The sequence below is a fragment of the Bacillus sp. FSL R9-9497 genome (assembly GCF_038005805.1).
GTDB lineage: Bacteria > Bacillota > Bacilli > Bacillales > Bacillaceae_G > Bacillus_A > Bacillus_A cereus.
The window spans coordinates 3,601,812-3,622,540 of the sequence record NZ_JBBOTY010000001.1; the positions used below are offsets into that span (position 1 = coordinate 3,601,812).

Below are 20,729 nucleotides of genomic sequence, written 5' to 3' on the forward strand. Positions count from 1 at the left end.
GTTACTCTTCTTTATCAAGCAATTGCTTCGTATACTCTACATATCTACGATGTACAGTCGCCTTTGAAACATCATGACCAAATCCACGTAATGTTGCTGCAATTTCTTCAAACGTGAGTTCACTTTTTCGTAAACGTACAATTTCCTCAATTGGCACTTCTTTTTTCTCTCTTCCTACACTTAAATGACGATTTTTTAAATTATTTTCTGGACGATAACCTTTTTCTACTGCACGTTGCATACCTCGTTTAATTTTCAAATTATGAATCTTTCTTTGATATTCTTCAACAATACCAATAATATCTAATACCATCGAATCAGAATCCGACAATTGTAATTCACCATTATGTGTATGCGTATATACTTTTATGCCTTCTTTATGTAAACAATGCATTAATGCGATCTTCGCATTTCCTCTACCAAGGCGCGTTTCATCTTGTATAAGTAACACATCGATTTGTTCGTCTCGAATTGTATCCAACACCTCTAATATACCGTCACGTTCAATTATATATCCACTAGCCTGCTCTTCAATCACCTTAGTAACATTCATTTGATAGCGCTCAGCTAAATGCAATAATTCATCTTTTTGACGTAATAATGATGTTTCTTGCGCTTCTTTCGTTGTACTCACACGTGCATAAATAATTGCATTCATTTTGAACCCCTCTTTCTCCCTATTATTTCCCTATAGTGTAACATAAATCCGCCATTTGTTCGAACTTATGTTTGTAGAATGTTTTTTCACATGTTATACTTATTAATAAGAAAAATGAAAGAAAACGAGGTGTTAGAAAACATGGAAAAGTTAACGAAACGCCAGCAAGACATTCTCGACTTTATTAAGCTAAAAGTACAAGAAAAAGGATATCCACCTTCCGTACGTGAAATTGGTCAAGCAGTCGGCCTCGCTTCTAGTTCTACAGTGCACGGACATTTATCACGATTAGAAGAAAAAGGATACATTCGACGCGATCCAACAAAACCACGTGCCATTGAAATTTTAGGTGAAGACCGAATGGATACGGAAACACAATCTGTTATTCAAGTTCCAATTGTCGGAAAAGTTACTGCTGGTTTACCAATTACAGCGGTTGAAAGCGTAGAGGAACATTTCCCACTTCCAGCTAGTATTGTCGCTGGAGCAGACCAAGTGTTCATGTTACGTATTTCTGGAGATAGTATGATTGAAGCTGGTATTTTCGATGGAGATCTAGTTGTTGTTCGCCAACAACAGTCTGCATATAATGGTGAAATTGTAGTCGCTTTAACAGAAGATAATGAAGCAACTGTTAAACGTTTCTATAAAGAAAAAGACCATTTCCGTTTACAACCAGAAAATTCTTCATTAGAACCTATCATTTTAAAACAAGTGTCAGTTATCGGGAAAGTAATTGGCGTATATCGTGACTTACATTAAAAAATAATAAAAAGAAGATAATTACCTTATTTATATACGGTAATTATCTTCTTTTTTGTATTTTGATAGATTTCCATGCATTCTATTTCTTATTAACGAGTTTTAATCGTCACATCTCCAGCAGCCGTTTTACCACTAATCTTTTTACTACCATTTCCAATTGTTACGTTTTTATTTTCTTCATTAAAAATTGTTACATCTCCGGCAGCACTTTGCCCAGTAATTACCGCATCTTGTGGTTTTTCCGATAAAGTAATATCTATATCTCCCGCAGTTAAACTTGCTTCTAGATTATACTTAGAATCATGATCTTGAATATTTATTTCCCCACTTGTTGTTTTTGCGGTCACTTTCCCTAATACCTTCTTAAAATTCACCTCACCAGCTTTTGTCGATCCCTCCACATTCTTAGCCGTTATTTGTTTCAACTCTACTTCTCCAGCAAGTGTTCTAACACTTACGCTATCACTTTTCACATCACTCATTTCGATTTGTCCAGCAGATGAATTTACTTTTACATCTTGGTAAGAGCGTTCGGGCACAAGGAGAGTCAATTTAGACGTTTGAAACCTAAAATCGTAAAAAGAAAAATCAAATGAAGCACCTTTTTCTCTTTCCCCAATAACTTTTAATGTGTCACCATCTTCTGCGATACGAATCTCTTGTTTACGTACATCTCCTGATTGCTTGATATAAAAAGAAGAGTCAGGAGATTTTTGGACAATAATATCCCCGGCATCTAACTTAACTTCTATATTTTTTAATGTTTCGTTTTTAATTACATTTTCTTTATCGCCTTTTTTAGCAGTTTGTACTGCTTTTTCATATGTTTGGGAAATTCCTATTACTCCAATAATGATACAAGCAATAGCGATTAAAAATAGTTTTTTCATCATTTACTCTCCTTTTATCATTTTGAAGTTCCATATTACATATCGTACACACAATCTCTTAAACCACTTTGTACTATAAAAAGCGATAATACATAACAATAAACCTACTCCAACAAACGTTATACTAACGAAAAGATCCAACCATATAAAAGTACCCATAAATACTTTTCCAATAACGAAAAATGGTGTTACTACACTAGCAATACCACCGATCCAAAAAGAAAATATAAAAGCAATAATTGCGACTAACGGTCCTAACACAATAATAAAATTAAACAAACTAAGTCCAATCGCTGCCATAACAGCTCTTGTCACATTTGAAGTCGATGGATTTTTTTTCATTTCATCGAAGCGATACATCGCAAGTAATTCTTTCGCTATTACTTTCGGAGAACCAAGGCCTTGTATTATTTCTGATTCAGTTTTCCCCTCTTCTAGTCCAAACTGAAAGTGCTCTTCATAATCCAATAAAATATCTTGCCTCTCTTCCTCTGGTAACTTTCTAAGATAACTTGATAATTCTTTAAGAAACCCTTCTTTACTCATCCCATTCCACCCCTTCAATAATTTCTTGTACCCCTTTCGCAAAATCACACCATTCTGTTACTAACAAATGAAATTGCGTCTCCCCTTGCTCTGTTAATTGATAATATTTACGAGGTGGCCCTTCCGTAGATTCCTTTAAATACGTTTGAAAATACCCTTCTTTCGTCAAACGACGTAATAAAGGGTATACTGACCCTTCCGATATTAAAAATTTATTAGAAATTTGCTGAACAAGTTCATAACCGTAACTATCTTTACGTTTTACAAGTGCTAATACACAAAGTTCAAGCACACCTTTTTTAAACTGAACGTTCAAGTGCCATCCTCCTTCCCTATCTCAGTACTGTTCAATACACGGTACCTAATTTATCCATAATATACCACTTAGTATTATTTATTGCAAGGTACTAAGCTATATTTATTCCCTAAATTTAGAAAGCGAACTAACAAATCCCTGAATAAGACTGTGTTATAACTAAGCATTCTTCAAGGTTTCATTTCATTTACATTAAATATTAGACTTCATTCACTCTTTCCTCTTGAAGAATCCACTACAACCTTATTCACTATAGCTAATGAGAAAAAGCCCCAATACTTATCGGTATTAGGGCTTTTTCTCATTATTATATATTAATTGAATCTCTATTTGAGAACCTACATACGCGACAAATAATTTAATATCATATTTTATTTCTCATCCCCGTTTCCCAATATTTTTTGCTTAACATCTGATAAATCCTTTGACAACGAACTAAATGCTTTTGCTTGTTCTTCAATGACCTGTTGATTTTTTTCAATAACTTTTTGATATTGTTCTTCGCGCTGTTCATTCTTTTTTTGCGTAGTAAACAGCATCCACACAAATAAAGCTGCGAATGCTCCTTGTTGAATCATTGAATTGAAGATTTGTTCTTCCATCGTTCTCATCTCCTTTTCAAAAATTAAAAAGAATCACACGAGTGACCCTACTCTAATATCCTTATCTCACATTAAAATGTTCTTCTTTTACCCATGTATTTTTTCCAATATCGATATAACCATCTTTTCTTGCAAAAATCCCATATGGATAAGATCCATCTACATTTCCTTTATAATTTCCATTTGGACCATCATATGTGTTAATACCATAACCTGCTGGATATTTTGAATAAGCATGGAACCACTCTACTTCAAAGTGTTCTTCTTTTGCCCATGCTTCCCAACCTAGGCACAACATATTTTCATTCCCACCATACCAAGCAGCATCTATAATTAAATATGGCGTTTTTGTATTAATGACATGACCTGTGAACCAGGCATCTTTTCCAGGGCCACTATATAAATTGATACCCGATCCTTCTGGGTATTTAGATGTTGCGATACCTAGCCCTTTTGGTTGTAGTGGTTTATTAGAAGGATCTGTTGTACCACCACCGTCTCCTTTTCCTAAGTAATCTAATGGATTCACAGCATTACTCTTATTAACGTTCCAAGACCCTTTATGCAATTCAAAATGTAGATGTTGACCAGTAACTTCTCCCGTGCTACCCATAACTCCAATAGTTTGTCCTTGCGTAACATAATCACCTTCTTTCACCGTTCGAGAACCGCTACGCATATGAGTATATACTGTTTCCCATGTAACCCCATCAATAGTGTGCACAATCATAATACATTCACCATAACTAGATGAAACATAAGAACGACTAACTCGTCCGCTAGCCGCTGCATAAATCGGATGATAACCCGATTCAGCCAGATCTATCCCATGATGATCTGGTCTACTCCCCCTAAAACCACTTGTTACTCTCGTTGTATCGGTTGGATAAATAAATTTTGCCATAATAATCTTCCTTCCTATTTATAAGTGATATAAAAAGGCACTTATAAAAGCACCCTTTCATAACATTTTTTCTTTATATTTAAATTTAATATTTATAATCGCAGAATAAGAAACCCTTTGTTATTACCTTACATTAAAATGTTCTTCTTTTACCCATGTATTTTGTCCAATATCGATATAGCCATCTTTTCTCGCAAAAACGCCATATGGATAAGATCCATCTACATTTCCTTTATAATTTCCATTTGGACCATCATATGTGTTAATACCATAACCTGCTGGATATTTTGAATAAGCATGGAACCACTCTACTTCAAAGTGTTCTTCTTTTGCCCATGCTTCCCAACCTAGGCACAACATATTTTCATTCCCACCATACCAAGCAGCATCTATAATTAAATATGGCATTTTTGTATTAATGACATGACCTGTGAACCAAGCATCTTTTCCAGGGCCACTATATAAATTGATACCCGATCCTTCTGGGTATTTAGACGTTGCAATTCCTAGTCCTTTTGGTTGTAACGGTTTATTGTCACCACCATCAGTTCCTCCGTTAAAATCAACATATTGCTTAACAATTTCAGAGTAGAAGAAATTCCCCCCATTTTTATATCGATAACCACCATTGTAGGCAACAGCGATAGGGTGACTATATTTCACCATAGCACCAGTTGTATTTCCGAGTGATGGAGCAACAACCGTTTTAGAATACAAATCTGCTACCGGTAATGAATGCTGTTTATTGTTAGAAGCTAACCAGCGAAGGTAAGCTCGTCCAAAATTATACGATTGAACAATGGCACTTAAATCTGTAATACCATTTTTCTTTGCATCATCAAAAGCTCCCTTTAAATGCTTTACTCCGTAATAAATTGAATCCTTAGGATTTTTAATTGTATTCATTGGCCAACCTTGTGATTCACTGGACTGCATAATATCGGGGGTTGTTTCAGAGTTCCCTCCACTTTCCACCATAATAATTCCAAGTACGTAAGGAACTAACTCAGGTACTCCTTGTGCGGAACATTCGCTTTCTACCATTGATTGCCAACGTAACACTTGTTGTGGCAAATTCTTTGTTTTGACTGAAGCAGCTAATAAATTCATCATTAAACATCTCCTTATTTGCTATTATTTTCGCCTGTAAACCTACTACTTTACTAAATATAACCGGAAGCTAAATGCCCATTTATCTATAAAATCACTTCATGTTACTCACCTTCTTTCACAACAAAAAGAGCAACCATAAAAATAGTTGCCCTTTCGTCGAAATCTTATATTACTACTATAAATCACTTTTTCAATACTTTCTGTACACTGCATGTATCCTACAAAAAGGTAACACTAAAATCCATCTAAAAACTTGACAATCTTCCTTATTTCAGCGTGTTTTCGGCGTATATAGCCTGTACTATAATGTAATTCAAACGCAATTTGCTCTAAAGTCATTCCATCAACATATTTCATTTTAAGTATTTGATGATCCAGTCCTGTAAACTTATTAATCAAAAGCTTTAAATCACACTCTCCATTCATTTTATGAGCTAATTCATATTCAATTGCTTCAATACGCCCTTCTACCTTAGCCCCTTCCGATTCAGCGGTTAATCTTACATTTTGCAAATCACCGCTAATCCAACGCTTCAATTCGGCTTTTGATTTATCTAAGTTGTATTCTAAATAAGCAATTTCTTCTTCTAACTTCTTATAATCTTTGAGCCATTCGAACACTTACTGATTCACCCACTTCCGTTCTTTTTACAAAGTCTCTTAACACTAATTTAATAGAATGAATATGCTTATTAGCTTTTTCAATCTTTATTACTTGTAAATTATCTTTCATTTTATAAACACAACCCTTTCCTAACATTTTTTACCCTCTATTGATAAGTTCATTACATCTTTAGAATTCCGATATCGTAAGTAATTCCTGAATCCTTTTGAAAAAACTTCTAACAGTCCCCATAGAACCTTAAGAAAGAAACTGAAATTACAAATGGTTCATACTTGATCCAAACATTCACTACTATCTTTATAATACTGTTCACTATGCATTGGGAATCTTTAAAGAATATAATTGTATTATTATTTTATTAACATAACATATTTTAAAATAACAAAATCACCTAACATTTTTTCTTATGACTTATATTTATTTAACACTTCTTGTAATCTCTCACGCTCTTCATCAGTAGACTGCACGGTTTTTCTTTCCCCTTCTAGATTTGTTGATTCATCATCTTTATATAACCAATCGGGTACAATCTCTTTTCTATTTGAATACTTCCTACCTGTCTCGTTATATTTCTTTTTCTTGCTCATTTCGAAACGTCTATCTAGTGTAGCCACATCAACTAATGTTTTAACTTCTTGCTCCTTCCAATTCCTCAATATAGCCTTAATGTAGTTCCATCTTGGTGCATTCTCATCAACGGCTTTATTAATTGCATGCTGAATTAACTCATCACTAAACAAATTACAAAAATCCCCCAACTCTGCAATTGCAATTTCACTTAACGGAATGCCCATCCCCTTAATAAAGTTACAACTTACTTTAACCCTCTCATTGATGAATACACGAGAGTCTAATTTATCCATATCATCATAATGATTAGTATTTTGTATATTATTATTTCGTTTATTAGTAATTAGTCTATTAGTATTTATTAGTGTCTGATTTTCCACATATAGCTTTACCACATCTTGGTTTTCCACTTGTGGCATGTTCCTTTGTGGCGTTTCGTAAATTTCCGTATCCCACCTTGTAATTTTTTGGGTATTCCCATCACGAACAGGATAACGTTTTACATAACCTAATTCTTTTAATTCCTTAAAACCTGTACGGAGCGAATCTTCTCCATCCTTAGCATGTCGAGCTAATTCGCTAATATGAAAAGTCCAATCGTCTGGTAATGTAAGCGCATAGGCTAAGATTCCTTTCGCTTTCCATGACAACCTTTCATCTTTTAAACCAGTATTATTTATAACGGAATAATTACTATCTTTTTTCACTCGAATAATCCCCATACTAGCCACCTCATAAATTCTCAAAAACGGTATTCAATGTTATACTTATCTAGAGATATTTTTTCTTATAGAATCCGCTGCAACGGATTCTTTTCTTATGCATTCATTCAAAACAATCATGCTATCCATATCTATTTTCTTCTAAACCTCTCTTATTCCTCAAATTCAACATCCACTTGAATTTCGATATTCATTGGAATTTCTTGTGTTATACGAATCACATTTTGACTCATTCCTTTTTGAATAAGCTTTCTAACCTGCTCTTTTGCATCTTCTTTTGTTTTAAATTCACTGACAGTTGGTAACCCTGCTAAACTGCTAGTAATCACTAAAATCTTTCTTTGCATGTTCTTTCCTCCTACTGAATGTCTGCCATATTTATTTGTGAGTTTTTAACTGTAATTTCTTCATTTAAAACAGTTGGAATTGAATATTCTTCATTAATAATTTGTATTGCTCTATCCAAATGATGACGCTTAATAGCTTTATAACTATTCACACCAAATTCCCGATGTAACTGACTGTAAATGTCTCTATATAACTTCCTTCTAAGGCCGATATCCTGATAAGAATTTGAATTTTTACCTCCCAATAACATAACACCTAACCTTTTTACAGCCCTTGTTATTTCTTCACACTCGATAGCATAAAGCGGCGTATTTTCTCGCAATCCCCTCACCTCAGACTTAATCTCTTGTATCTCCTGAGTATGCCCTTCTAACGCAGCAAATGTTAACTTTAAACCCCCCATTGGATCCTTTGGCACATTTTGTTGATTTTGTATATACTGCTTCATTCGTTTGAACTCTTTCATAAATTTAATTTTCATTCCAACCGCTTCTCTACTGGTATATCCCATAACAAGTAACGTGAATGCTTCTTCTGTTAAATCATATTTAGAGATTCGCCTGTTCTTTGAATTAACATAAGTGGACTCGTGAAAATTTTCTCCTCCAAACTCTTCATCTACATATACAATTTGTTTTCGAACTTCCTTCAAAACGTCCAAGTGATTTTTTTTGAATATCTTCGCAATTACCAAACTATCCGTTACTACTTTGCCATCAACTTCAAATACTAATGAACTATGTACTGATGAGTCAGTTAATTGCCCCATCCTCATCTCCTCCTCACTACTAATTTTGGGCTATCTTTATTGCATTGAGATAATTTCGCACTACCCATAATTCGTTACTTTCTTTTTACAGATTAACTAGTTATCGGAATTTAAATTAAATACTTTGATATGAACCCTCTTATTAAATCATCATTCAATAATTCGATTATAGCGTTACATTTTAAGTAAATCTCCTCCGATTTCAATTCGCTTCATTTTCTTCAAATTCAAAAAGATATTCCAAACTATGTTCTGGAAAAAAAGTTTTCTTAATTTCAAAAGCTTCATCATAATAAAAACGAAATTTACCATTTATTTTGTCGCTCACTGTTGCGTGGCGAAGTTTCAGATGCGAAGAAATTTGTGTAATCATAATTCTTTTTCTCGCCATCTCTGCACGCAAATTCGGATACATTGACTCACCACCTTTTTGTACGATATTGCGTTCATTTCCATTTAAATATAAACTCAATTTCGTATTTAGTCAATAAAATAACGTATTAAAATACTCAATTTCGTATACTTTTCTATTTACTAACAAATCTAGTTAGGTTATGATATATACAGAAATACGCAATATCGTATACATTTTAATAAGAAAGATGGTGAAAGTAATGAAAAAAGCAGAGGTTGTAACACGCTTAATAAAAGAAGCTGGCTATAGCAAAAGAGCCTTCGCCGAAAAAATAGGTCTCCCCCCCACAACACTGCAATCCATGTTATCAAGAGGGATTGGCAAAGCATCTGTTGATAATGTGATAAAAGTTTGTAAGGGATTAGGAATCACTACTGATGATTTAGAAAGACTCGCAACTCAAGAGGACAATACTGTTAAAGAAGAAGTTTCTATTTATGAAACCATCCAAAACGATCAATCAAATATTATTCATATTCCTATCATTGGTTCGGTAGCCGCCGGTACACCTATATTCGCCGAAGAAAATATTGAAGGCTATTTACCAATGCTAAGTACATTTTTAAACAAGCGTAAAAAGTATTTTTATCTTACTGTAAAAGGCACTAGCATGAATCTCGAATTCCCTGATGGTTCTTATGTTTTAGTAGAGGAAACTCCTTATGTTGAAAACGGACAAATTGCCGTTGTAAAAGTCAATGGTTATGATGCTACCGTGAAAAAGATTTCAAAATCCGGAAGCATCATTACTTTAATACCATTGAGTAATGACCCTATCCACGAACCAAAAACTTACGACCTTTCAGCTGAAGATGTAAAAATAATTGGTCGCGTTGTACAGGCAGTAAAGAATTATTAAGTTATAGCACAAGTGATTTAAAAAAAGATAAAATCAATTCTTTTGAAAAAATTTTCTTAGTAACAGGATTCAAGAAACCAAAAATAATCCATTATCTAGTAGTTAATATATCCAATAAGTTCACTTAAAAAAGCCCTGATACCGTAGTATCAAGGCTTTTTTATTTCACAAATTATATAAAACTTACGTTTATCTGATAATGTTTTTCTATGATTTCACTACTTGTTATTAATTATTAGCTTTTATGTGGCTGTTTTTCATTTTGCAACCACATAAAAGTGTAATAATTGGGAATTAAAAAACCCTTGATACGAGTTGTATCAAGGGTTCAAGCCTCTTAGTATAGAGACATATATTGATCGCGTTCCCATTGGTGAACTTGTGTTCTAAATATATCCCACTCAATCTCTTTCGCTTCGATGAAGTGCTCAAGTAAGTGTTCTCCTAGTGCACCGCATACTACTTCATTAGATTGTAATGTAACTAATGCTTGCGCTAATGTTGCTGGTAAGTCAACGATACCTGCTTCTTCGCGCTCTTCTTTTGTCATTACATAGATGTTACGATCTACTGCTGCTGGTGGAGTTAATTTGTTTTTAATTCCATCAAGACCTGCAGCTAATAATGTAGCCATTACTAAATATGGGTTTGCAGCCGGGTCAACACTACGCACTTCTACGCGTGTACTAATACCACGAGATGCAGGGATACGTACTAACGGGCTACGGTTTTGTGCAGACCATGCTACGTAACAAGGCGCTTCATATCCAGGTACTAGACGTTTGTATGAGTTTACAGTTGGGTTTGCTATCGCTGTAAATGCTGGTGCATGTTTTAAAATACCTGCGATGAAGTGACGAGCATCATCACTTAATTGTAAGTCACCGTTTGCATCAAAGAATACGTTCTCACCGTTTTTAAATAATGATAAGTTACAGTGCATACCTGAACCGTTCACACCGTATAGTGGTTTTGGCATAAACGTTGCGTGTAAACCATGTTTACGAGCAATTGTTTTTACAACAAGTTTGAATGTTTGAATGTCATCACATGAGCGAATTGCATTTGCATATTTAAAGTCAATTTCGTGCTGCCCTGGAGCAACCTCATGGTGAGATGCTTCAATTTCAAATCCCATTTCTTCAAGTTCAAGAACGATATCACGACGACAGTTTTCCCCTAGATCCATCGGCGCAAGGTCGAAGTATCCACCGTTATCGTTTAGTTCTAATGTTGGATTTCCTTTTTCATCAACCTTAAATAGGAAGAATTCTGGCTCTGGTCCAAGATTGAAGTCTGAAAATCCTAAAGCTTCCATTTCTTTTAACACACGTTTTAAGTTGTTACGTGGGTCTCCATCAAATGGAGTGCCATCTGCATTGTAAATATCACAGATTAGTCGAGCTACTTTACCTTTTTCAGCTGTCCAAGGGAAAATTACCCAAGTGTCTAAATCAGGATATAAATACATATCAGATTCTTCAATACGTACGAAACCTTCAATCGAAGATCCATCAAACATCATTTTGTTATCAAGAGCTTTCGTTAATTGTCTCACTGGAATCTCTACGTTTTTAATTACCCCTAAAAGGTCCGTAAATTGTAAACGGATATACTTTACATTCTCTTCTTTCGCCAAACGGAAAATATCTTCTTTTGTGTATCTAGACATTATAAATTCCTCCTTAGTCCCTCTAATCGCCTTCAGAATCAGTTATCTTTAGTGAAAAAATCTTGAAATGTCACCTTGTCGCAATGAAGTTCGATTGAATCTACCTGTATGTTGTAGTTCGTCTCGAAGTATTTTGCGAAGCTCAGTTTTTGAAATTTCTTTCGTTTCTTCTTTTACTTTCACTGCTTCTGTTTGATTTTCTTTCATTAGTAACACTTGTTTAATACCAGCCATATTCAAGCCTTGATCTAACAAATCTTTAATTTCTAACAACTTATCTACATCGTTAAATGAAAATAATCTACGATTCCCCTTTGTACGGGTTGGAGAAACAAGATTATGCTCTTCATAGTAGCGAATTTGACGTGCAGACAATTGTGTTAAATCCATAACAATACCAATAGGAAACAGCGGGGCAGAACGTCTATCTTCTTTCATTTTTCAGTTCCTCCTTCGCCTTAACTGCTTCTCATTTTATACTATGTTATGTTTAGTGTCAATAGATGTTAGCTTTTCTTACATGATTTTTTATAAATTTTTTTATGAATTTTTTCATTCTTTTTTCTAATCGCATAAATCATTACTTTTATACGAAAAAAGCTGCCGAAATCGACAGCTTCCCTTTAAGAAATTGTTAATAAATTCTTTTCAATCAATTCGTCAATCGCAGAACAAATCGCAATTTTAACATGCGAATACGTTAAGCCACCTTGCACATACGCAACATATGGCGGTCTAATTGGACCATCAGCAGACAATTCAATACTTGCACCTTGAATAAATGTTCCCGCAGCCATAATTACATCATCTTCATAACCTGGCATATAGTTTGCATACGGAGTAAAATGCGAATTAATTGGAGATGCATATTGAATCGCTTGGCAGAAGGCAATCATACGGTCTTTATCATCAAATTGAACAGATTGAATTAAGTCTGTTCTTGGTGCATTCCACGCTGGTGACGTGTTCATTCCTAACTTTTCTAAAAACGCAGCTGTAAAAATTGCACCTTTCAGCGCTTGTCCTGCAACATGTGGCGCTAAGAAGAACCCTTGATACATTTCTTGCAGACTGTATAAAGACGCTCCAGCTTCAGCGCCAATTCCCGGAGATGTTAAACGATATGCACACGCTTCAACATACTGTTCTTTCCCGACAATATAACCACCAGTTTTAACAATTCCGCCGCCCGGGTTTTTAATAAGCGAACCCGCCATTAAATCTGCACCAACATGACATGGCTCTTGCTCTTCAATAAACTCGCCATAACAGTTATCTACAAACACAACAACATCAGGTTTAATTTCTTTAACAAACGCGATCATCTCTTTAATTTGAGAAATAGTAAACGACGGACGAGTAGCATAACCTTTCGAGCGCTGAATACCGATCATTTTCGTATTATTATGAATCGCTGCTGCAACAGCCTCAAAATCAACAAGCCCAGCTTCAGTTAGCGGAACTGCATTGTAACCGATATTATATTCTTTAAATGAACCTACACCTTTCCCACGTACACCAACAATTTCCTCTAACGTATCATACGGTTTCCCAGTGATATACAATAACTCATCTCCCGGGCGTAAAATACCAAATAAAGCTGTAGAGATAGCGTGAGTACCTGAAATAATTTGCGGACGAACAAGTCCAGCTTCCGCCCCAAATACATCAGCATACACTTTTTCTAACGTATCACGGCCAATATCATCATAACCATAACCTGTTGTCGGGATAAAATGCGAGTCACTAATTTTATGTTTACGAAAACTTTCTAATACACGAAACTGATTGCTTTCAATTACTTCATCCGCACGTTTATGTACTTCTGTAATCTGACTCTCTACTTCTTTTACGATTGGAGCAATTTTTTCTCCATTTTTCAAACGATCAAACATTTTTATTGTCTCCTTCTTCCACTAAAAATCTCTTTAATTGCACATTAAGCGATGAATGAGTAAAAATATACCCTGCACAATCATATACAAATTTATCTTCTAGAAACTCCATCTTTGCTAATAGAGTTTCCGTCTTTAAAAGCGTTAACAACTTACCTTCACTCGGAGGGATTTCCACTCGATAACAATCCATTTCTTTCTTCATCTTCGTTTCTATCGCTTCTTTTATACGCAATAAATCATTTTCTTCAAAAGCACTAGTCATTAAGAAATCACTTTTCGGAAACGGAATAAAGTTTTGATGTAATTCATCTTTTTTATTATATAACGTAATAATAGGAATATGGTTAATTTCAAGTTCTGATAATAATTGTTTTACTGTTTTTTCATGCCCTATGTAGTTAGGATCCGCGGAATCAACTACATGTAAAATGACATCTGCTTCCCCCGCTTCTTCCAGCGTTGAACGAAAAGCAGCGATTAATGAAGTGGGTAAATCTTGTATAAAACCAACAGTATCAGTTAGTAATACTGTATAACCAGAAGGTAACGGCATCTTCCTCGTCGTTGGGTCTAATGTTGCAAACAGAAGGTTTTCTTCAAACGTATCAGCTTCCGTTAATCTATTAAACAGTGTCGATTTCCCTGCATTTGTATACCCTATTAACGAAACTTGAAATACTTTATTATCTTTTCTTCTCTCACGATATCTTTTTCGATGTTCCACAACAACTGCAAGTTGTTTCTTTATTTCATCAATACGGGATCGAATATGACGACGATCCGTCTCTAATTTCGTCTCACCCGGTCCTCTCGTTCCAATACCACCACCAAGACGCGATAAGGACAATCCTTGCCCCATAAGACGCGGCATTGTATATTGCAACTGAGCTAATTCTACTTGAAGCTTACCTTCCCTCGACTTCGCACGTTGCGCAAAAATATCCAGTATTAGTTGCGTTCGATCAATTACTCTCGCATCTAATACTGAGGATAAATTCCGAATTTGACTCGGCGTTAATTCATTATTAAATACAATAACATCCGGCTCTAACTCTTCAGTTAACATTGTAAGCTCTTCTAATTTCCCTTTACCTATGTAAGTTGCCGGATGAAACTTTGGTCGTTTTTGCGTTGTTGACACTAACAATTCTGCTCGTGCAGTCTTCGCTAGTGATGCAAGCTCTTTCATGGAATGCATAAATTTCTCATCATCATCTTGTGGCAATTGACAGCCTACTAATATGACTTTTTCTTTTTCTTCCATCAAATATGTTCACTCATCCTTTTCGAAATTTAAACCTTCTAATATAATAGCAGAGGAAGCACATTTCATCTAGTTAGCGGGGGAGAAAATTCATGGCATGGGAGATTTTTAGCATCATAGGCACAATTGCTTTCGCACTAAGCGGAGCCATTGTTGCAATGGAAGAGGATTATGATATTTTCGGGGTGTATATTTTAGGAATGGCAACCGCATTTGGGGGAGGTGCCCTTCGTAATTTATTAATCGGTTATCCGATTGTCGCGTTTTGGCAACAAGACATGTTATTCCAAATCGCACTTTTATCAATGACTATTATTTTTCTTTTTCCAAATAAGTTAATTAGACATTGGAAAAAGTGGGAAAATATCACTGACGCTATCGGTTTATCAGCATTTGCTGTACAAGGAGCATTATATGCCCAAAAATTAAATTTACCAATTAGCGCCACAATTGTAGCAGCTGTTTTAACTGGTATCGGCGGCGGTATCATTCGCGATCTTTTAGCCCGCAGAAAACCTCTCGTTCTTCGAGCTGAAGTATATGCCTTTTGGACAATTTTAGCAGGTTTCTTAATTGGAGCTCAAATTATTGTTAGCGATTGGGCTCTTTACATTCTATTCATTTTAATTGTTTGCTTCCGCATGGTTTCTATTCATTACAAATGGCATTTACCGCACAGACGTATCGAAACGAAAGAACGTTCAATGCATAAATAGCAATCTAACCTCTTTACATATCGTAAAGAGGTTTTTCTTTTCTAACGATTTTTTCTTTATATAATGTTTATACTAATTTTTAAAGTGAGGTGAATACAAATGACAAACCACGTTAATAAAGGAGCTCAAAAAAGCTCAGTAAATCAATTTGGACACGATCCTAATTCAGCACACGAAAAGAGCGCTAAAATGGAACACTTCCATAAAACACACCAAGAAAAAGCAAAAAAAGAGTAAACGAACTTATACACAAAAATCGACGCACAGTTTATGTACTGTGCGTCTCCTCTTCGAGCATTAAATCCATACTCGATATTCCAATTAAATCATTTTTATCATACGCATCTTCTTGCAACAACCGCATCGCCTGTGTACGAATTGATTTTTCAACAATATTCCGTACATATCGCCCATTACTAAACGATGTAATTTGCGACGAATACTTCACCGCATGTAAATGATCCCTAAATTTCCATTCAGCTTCTTTTGATAACTGATATTCACGATCTTCATACATTCTCTTCCCAATTTCCAATAGCTGATTTACCGAGTAATCCGCAAACTCAATAATAAATGGAAAACGAGATTGAAGCCCTGGATTTAATGAAAGAAAGTGATTCATCTCTCTTGAATATCCAGCTAAAATCAATACAAAACCATGTTGTTTATCTTCCATATGTTTTACAAGCGTATCAATTGCTTCTTTTCCAAAGTCCTTCTCTCCTCCTCGAGCTAAAGAATACGCCTCATCAATAAATAAAATACCTCCCATTGCTTTTTTTATTAAATCTCTTGTTTTTTGGGCTGTATGGCCGATGTACTCTCCTACAAGGTCAGCACGTTCAGCTTCAACCAAGTGGCCTTTCGATAGAATATTCATCTCAAACAGCAATTTTCCTATCATTCTAGCAACAGTTGTCTTCCCTGTACCTGGATTCCCTTTAAACAGCATATGAAGTACTTGCTTCTCTGACTTCAATCCCTTTTCTTGTCTTTTTTTATTCACATAAATCCAAGCATATATTTCTTTTATTATCTTTTTTATATCCTCCATCCCAACAAGCTTCCCCATCTCTTCTTCAATTCTCTGCAGCATTTCATGTTTAATTGCAGTTTCATTTGAAATTACCGTTTTATTTTCTGCGGCTGGCAAAGAAATTTTCTTTCGATGGTTTAACACAATATTAATTTGATTGTTGTTTTTCTTTCGCATCGATTGTTCCATACAATCACCTCATTTTATCCACTCACCAAATATTATTATTCCTGTCCCCCTTGTAAATGCCTATTTTCAGAAAAGTTTGCTATAATATAAGAAATAATTAAGGTGGTGGGACTATGGAGACAACGGAATTCCATGATACAATACAAGCCTTTTCTATTTTTTTATTGAATAAAGGCCGAAAACCCTCAACTATTAAACGTTATGTTTATGACATTGAAGACTTCGGACATTGGTTAGAAAAAAACAAAAAGCTCCCTTCCAGTAATATATGGGCTACACTTTGTACAAAAGACTACGAAGATTACTTTTCCGATTTAAAAACGAATCGACATTACTCAGAAAAAACGATGCATCGTGTATTTATTGTACTAAATAGAATGCATCATTTTCTAAACATTCCTAATCCATTGAAGAATATGGAAATATCTATTCAACCAGACCGTACACTTCGTAACGAAGATTTCATTTCACCTGATGAAGAAAAAAGGTTAAAGTATATAGTCACTTCATTAGAAGGACTTTCAGAAAAACAACTTCCTGTGCGCCCTTTATTAATGGATCGCAATATTGCTATTTTAAATCTATTGATTGACTACGGTTTATCCTTACAGGAACTTACAGCATTAACAATGCATCACGTTCACTTTGAAACTAATACATTATCAATCCCAGCAACCGCAGGTGTAGAAAGAACAATTACATTAGCAAAAGAAGACAAAAAACAACTATATAATTATTACAAAAGCATCCCAGAACCAGTTCGTCCTAAATACCATAGTGATGATCCATTATTTGTCGCATTCGATTTTAACCGTGGAACATACAGGTGGGTATATGAAAATGATGCACCAAAGGCATTAACGGAAATTGCTATACAAAAAATGATTCGCCTCGAAGTGGCTAGAGCCAATTTACGTAAAGGAATTTCAGGACAACATTTTCGTAACACCTATATTTTAAACTTAATAAAAAAAGAAACTCCTGAATCAGAAATTATAAAACTCGCTGGATTCAAATCAAAAATTTCCTTAAAGCGATATTATCAATACGCAGAAAATAGAAAAAACGCCTTATTGTAAGGCGTTTTTTCTATTTTTTCTTTAAACAAACGATTTTACTATGACCATTTAACTAATTTCTGCATCTACTATGATGAGTTTCGTTCACATTTTCGTGAGAAAGGAGAGATTTAATGTCTCGTTATAACGACAATCAAAACAAATTCTCCAAACCATGCTTTCCAAGTAGCGCCGGACGAATCCCAAATACTCCATCAATCCCAATTACTAAAGCTCAGCTTAGAACATTTCGTGCGATTATTATTGATTTAACAAAAATAATCCCAAAACTTTTCGCAAATCCATCTCCCCAAAATATTGAAGATCTAATCGATACATTGAACCTACTAAGTAAATTTATTTGTTCACTAGATGCTACTTCCTCCCTGAAAGCACAAGGGTTAGCTATTATTAAAAACTTAATAACTATATTAAGAAATCCAACCTTTGTAGCAAGCGCTGTATTTATTGAGCTTCAAAATCTCATTAACTATTTACTATACATTACAAAATTATTCCGAATTGACCCTTGCACACTTCAAGAGCTCCTTAAATTAATAGCAGCATTACAAACTGCTCTAGTTAATTCTGCTTCGTTCATTCAAGGACCTACCGGACCTACCGGACCTACTGGACCAGCAGGCGCTACTGGTGCCACTGGGCCTCGAGGTAACACGGGCGCTACTGGCGCTACCGGTGCCACTGGGCCTCGAGGTAACACGGGCGCTACTGGCGCTACCGGTGCCACTGGACCTCGAGGTAACACGGGCGCTACTGGCGCTACTGGGCCTCGAGGTAATACGGGCGCTACCGGTGCCACTGGACCTCAAGGTAACACGGGCGCTACTGGCGCTACCGGTGCCACCGGGCCTCGAGGTAACACAGGCGCTACCGGCGCTACTGGGCCTCAAGGTAACACTGGTGTTACCGGCGCTACTGGGCCTCAAGGTAACACGGGCGCTACTGGCGCTACCGGTGCCACTGGACCTCAAGGTAACACGGGTGCTACTGGCGCTACCGGTGCCACTGGACCTCGAGGTAACACGGGCGCTACTGGCGCTACCGGTGCCACTGGACCTCAAGGTAACACGGGTGCTACTGGCGCTACCGGTGCCACTGGCGCTACCGGTGCCACTGGCGCTACCGGTGCCACTGGCGCTACTGGTATAGGAGTTACCGGACCTACTGGACCTTCTGGCGGGCCTCCTGGACCTACTGGACCTCAGGGACCTCAAGGTAACACAGGTGCTACTGGACCGCAAGGTGTTCAAGGTAACACAGGTGCTACTGGACCTCAAGGTGCTCAAGGTAACACAGGTGCTACTGGCGCTACTGGACCTCAGGGTGCTCAAGGTAACACTGGTGCTACTGGCGCTACTGGACCTCAGGGTGTTCAAGGTAACACTGGTGCTACTGGCGCTACTGGGCCTCAAGGTGTTCAAGGTAACACTGGTGCTACTGGTGCCACTGGACCTCAAGGTGCTCAAGGTAACACTGGCGCTACCGGACCTCAAGGTGTTCAAGGTAACACTGGTGCTACTGGCGCTACCGGTGCCACTGGACCTCAAGGTGCTCAAGGTAACACTGGCGCTACCGGACCTCAAGGTGCTCAAGGTAACACCGGCGCTACCGGTGCCACTGGACCTCAAGGTGTTCAAGGTAACACTGGTGCTACTGGACCTCAAGGTGCTCAAGGTAACACGGGCGCTACCGGACCTCAAGGTGTTCAAGGTAACACTGGTGCTACTGGCGCTACTGGACCTCAGGGACCTCAAGGTAACACTGGCGCTACCGGACCTCAAGGTGTTCAAGGTAACACGGGTGCTACCGGCGCTACTGGTGCCACTGGACCTCAAGGTGTTCAAGGTAACACGGGTGCTACTGGACCTCAAGGTGCTCAAGGTAACACTGGTGCTACCGGCGCTACTGGACCTCAAGGTGCTCAAGGTAACACGGGTGCTACTGGCGCTACCGGTGCCACTGGACCTCAAGGTGCTCAAGGTAACACAGGTGCTACTGGCGCTACTGGACCTCAGGGACCTCAAGGTAACACTGGCGCTACCGGACCTCAAGGCGCTCAAGGTAACACGGGTGCTACTGGCGCTACTGGCGCTACTGGACCTCAGGGACCTCAAGGTAACACGGGTGCTACTGGACCTCAAGGTGTTCAAGGTAACACTGGCGCTACCGGACCTCAAGGCATTCAAGGACCAACGGGTGCTACTGGTGCTACTGGCATAGGAGTTACTGGACCTACTGGACCTTCTGGTGGACCTACCGGACCTACTGGGCCTACTGGACCTAGCTTCCCTATAGCAACAATTGTTGTAACAAACAATATTCAGCAAACAGTACTGCAATTTAATAATTTTATTTTTAGTACTGCAATTAACGTAAACAATATTATCTTCAACGGCACAGATACAGTTACTGTTATTAATGGTGGTATTTATGTAATTAGCGTATCCATTTCTACAACTGCGCCAGGATGCGCTCCACTCGGAGTAGGAATTTCAATTAATGGAGCAGTCGCAACTGATAATTTCTCTTCAAATTTAATAGGCGACTCACTTTCATTTACTACAATAGAAACATTAGCAGCTGGTGCAAGAATTTCTGTTCAATCTACTCTTAATGAGATTACGATCCCTGCGACAGGAAATACTAACATCCGCCTTACTGTATTTAGAATCGCTTAAATTTCATCATATATTGTTTATGACAAATAAAAAAGAGCGAGGAAACTGAACTGCACCCCAATTGTTAGACACAGTCTAACAATTGGAGGTGCAGT

Annotated in this window: 24 protein-coding genes; 6 read left to right on the forward strand and 18 right to left on the reverse strand. The window is 36.9% G+C overall.

Annotation, left to right across the window (positions count from 1 at the left end; all coding sequences use genetic code 11):
* Position 1: 1 nt before the first annotated feature.
* Positions 2-658 (reverse strand): YneB family resolvase-like protein, encoded by a 657-nt coding sequence (locus MKY21_RS18465; protein WP_341077120.1) that lies wholly within the window; start codon positions 656-658, stop codon positions 2-4.
* 141 nt (positions 659-799) lie between these two features.
* Between MKY21_RS18465 and lexA the strand changes: the two genes are divergently transcribed.
* Positions 800-1,420, forward strand: a complete 621-nt coding sequence (gene lexA / locus MKY21_RS18470; RefSeq protein WP_000413738.1) for a transcriptional repressor LexA — start codon at positions 800-802, stop codon at positions 1,418-1,420.
* Positions 1,421-1,512: 92 nt separating this feature from the next.
* On the opposite strand, the gene MKY21_RS18475 is transcribed toward lexA, so the two are convergent.
* The 12 genes from MKY21_RS18475 to MKY21_RS18530 form a co-directional block, all read right to left on the reverse strand.
* Positions 1,513-2,316, reverse strand: coding sequence for a DUF4097 family beta strand repeat-containing protein (locus MKY21_RS18475; RefSeq protein ID WP_341077123.1), 804 nt, complete (start codon positions 2,314-2,316; stop codon positions 1,513-1,515).
* Positions 2,317-2,859 (reverse strand): DUF1700 domain-containing protein, encoded by a 543-nt coding sequence (locus MKY21_RS18480; RefSeq protein WP_000031383.1) that lies wholly within the window; start codon positions 2,857-2,859, stop codon positions 2,317-2,319.
* Positions 2,852-3,175, reverse strand: a complete 324-nt coding sequence (locus tag MKY21_RS18485) for a PadR family transcriptional regulator (RefSeq protein WP_001102627.1) — start codon at positions 3,173-3,175, stop codon at positions 2,852-2,854. The genes MKY21_RS18480 and MKY21_RS18485 overlap by 8 nt, the downstream gene beginning before the upstream one ends.
* A gap of 371 nt (positions 3,176-3,546) precedes the next feature.
* Positions 3,547-3,777, reverse strand: coding sequence for a BhlA/UviB family holin-like peptide (locus tag MKY21_RS18490; protein ID WP_000392443.1), 231 nt, complete (start codon positions 3,775-3,777; stop codon positions 3,547-3,549).
* A gap of 61 nt (positions 3,778-3,838) precedes the next feature.
* Positions 3,839-4,681, reverse strand: coding sequence for a M23 family metallopeptidase (locus MKY21_RS18495; protein WP_086392623.1), 843 nt, complete (start codon positions 4,679-4,681; stop codon positions 3,839-3,841).
* A gap of 123 nt (positions 4,682-4,804) precedes the next feature.
* The gene (locus MKY21_RS18500; RefSeq protein WP_033668930.1) at positions 4,805-5,791 is read right to left on the reverse strand and encodes a lysozyme family protein; all 987 of its coding nucleotides are present in this window, start codon (positions 5,789-5,791) and stop codon (positions 4,805-4,807) included.
* A gap of 237 nt (positions 5,792-6,028) precedes the next feature.
* Entirely contained in the window at positions 6,029-6,415 is a 387-nt protein-coding gene (locus MKY21_RS18505) for a hypothetical protein (RefSeq protein ID WP_086392622.1), read from the reverse strand.
* Positions 6,390-6,554: a hypothetical protein gene (locus MKY21_RS18510; protein WP_000900736.1), complete on the reverse strand. Its 165-nt coding sequence runs from the start codon at positions 6,552-6,554 to the stop codon at positions 6,390-6,392. Before MKY21_RS18510 ends, MKY21_RS18505 begins: the two co-directional genes overlap by 26 nt.
* Positions 6,555-6,823: 269 nt before the next feature.
* Positions 6,824-7,711, reverse strand: a complete 888-nt coding sequence (locus tag MKY21_RS18515) for a DnaD domain protein (protein ID WP_086392621.1) — start codon at positions 7,709-7,711, stop codon at positions 6,824-6,826.
* A 152-nt stretch (positions 7,712-7,863) separates the two neighbouring features.
* Positions 7,864-8,058: a hypothetical protein gene (locus tag MKY21_RS18520; RefSeq protein ID WP_001189064.1), complete on the reverse strand. Its 195-nt coding sequence runs from the start codon at positions 8,056-8,058 to the stop codon at positions 7,864-7,866.
* A gap of 11 nt (positions 8,059-8,069) precedes the next feature.
* Positions 8,070-8,828, reverse strand: coding sequence for an ORF6C domain-containing protein (locus tag MKY21_RS18525; protein WP_000531296.1), 759 nt, complete (start codon positions 8,826-8,828; stop codon positions 8,070-8,072).
* Between the two features lie 202 nt (positions 8,829-9,030).
* The gene (locus MKY21_RS18530) at positions 9,031-9,243 is read right to left on the reverse strand and encodes a hypothetical protein (RefSeq protein WP_000283431.1); all 213 of its coding nucleotides are present in this window, start codon (positions 9,241-9,243) and stop codon (positions 9,031-9,033) included.
* 199 nt (positions 9,244-9,442) lie between these two features.
* On the opposite strand from MKY21_RS18530, the gene MKY21_RS18535 reads away from it, so the two are divergent.
* A complete protein-coding gene (locus MKY21_RS18535) occupies positions 9,443-10,102 on the forward strand; it encodes a LexA family protein (protein WP_033683142.1) in 660 nt (219 codons plus the stop codon).
* Positions 10,103-10,439: 337 nt separating this feature from the next.
* On the opposite strand, the gene glnA is transcribed toward MKY21_RS18535, so the two are convergent.
* The 4 genes from glnA to hflX form a co-directional block, all read right to left on the reverse strand.
* Positions 10,440-11,774 carry a type I glutamate--ammonia ligase gene (gene glnA, locus MKY21_RS18540; protein ID WP_000092763.1) on the reverse strand — a complete coding sequence of 445 codons (1,335 nt, stop codon included), beginning with the start codon at positions 11,772-11,774 and terminating at the stop codon, positions 10,440-10,442.
* 48 nt (positions 11,775-11,822) lie between these two features.
* Complete coding sequence (gene glnR, locus MKY21_RS18545) at positions 11,823-12,212, reverse strand: transcriptional repressor GlnR (RefSeq protein ID WP_000656783.1); 390 nt, start codon at positions 12,210-12,212, stop codon at positions 11,823-11,825.
* A 185-nt stretch (positions 12,213-12,397) separates the two neighbouring features.
* A complete protein-coding gene (locus MKY21_RS18550) occupies positions 12,398-13,669 on the reverse strand; it encodes a methionine gamma-lyase family protein (RefSeq protein WP_000460290.1) in 1,272 nt (423 codons plus the stop codon).
* On the reverse strand, positions 13,662-14,936 hold the full coding sequence (hflX, locus tag MKY21_RS18555) for a GTPase HflX (protein ID WP_016118491.1): 1,275 nt from the start codon (positions 14,934-14,936) through the stop codon (positions 13,662-13,664). Before hflX ends, MKY21_RS18550 begins: the two co-directional genes overlap by 8 nt.
* Before the next feature lie 92 nt (positions 14,937-15,028).
* Here hflX and MKY21_RS18560 point away from each other — a divergent pair, with 92 nt between their 5' ends.
* Positions 15,029-15,652: a trimeric intracellular cation channel family protein gene (locus MKY21_RS18560; RefSeq protein ID WP_000312267.1), complete on the forward strand. Its 624-nt coding sequence runs from the start codon at positions 15,029-15,031 to the stop codon at positions 15,650-15,652.
* Between the two features lie 99 nt (positions 15,653-15,751).
* Positions 15,752-15,889: a hypothetical protein gene (locus MKY21_RS18565; protein ID WP_000181501.1), complete on the forward strand. Its 138-nt coding sequence runs from the start codon at positions 15,752-15,754 to the stop codon at positions 15,887-15,889.
* A 31-nt stretch (positions 15,890-15,920) separates the two neighbouring features.
* Here MKY21_RS18565 and spoVK read toward each other — a convergent pair whose 3' ends face one another.
* Positions 15,921-16,877 carry a stage V sporulation protein K gene (gene spoVK, locus MKY21_RS18570; RefSeq protein ID WP_000438175.1) on the reverse strand — a complete coding sequence of 319 codons (957 nt, stop codon included), beginning with the start codon at positions 16,875-16,877 and terminating at the stop codon, positions 15,921-15,923.
* Between the two features lie 113 nt (positions 16,878-16,990).
* On the opposite strand from spoVK, the gene MKY21_RS18575 reads away from it, so the two are divergent.
* Positions 16,991-17,956 carry a tyrosine-type recombinase/integrase gene (locus MKY21_RS18575; protein ID WP_000450319.1) on the forward strand — a complete coding sequence of 322 codons (966 nt, stop codon included), beginning with the start codon at positions 16,991-16,993 and terminating at the stop codon, positions 17,954-17,956.
* A gap of 113 nt (positions 17,957-18,069) precedes the next feature.
* A complete protein-coding gene (locus MKY21_RS18580) occupies positions 18,070-20,634 on the forward strand; it encodes a Gly-Xaa-Xaa repeat protein (protein WP_341077130.1) in 2,565 nt (854 codons plus the stop codon).
* Positions 20,635-20,729 lie beyond the last annotated feature (95 nt).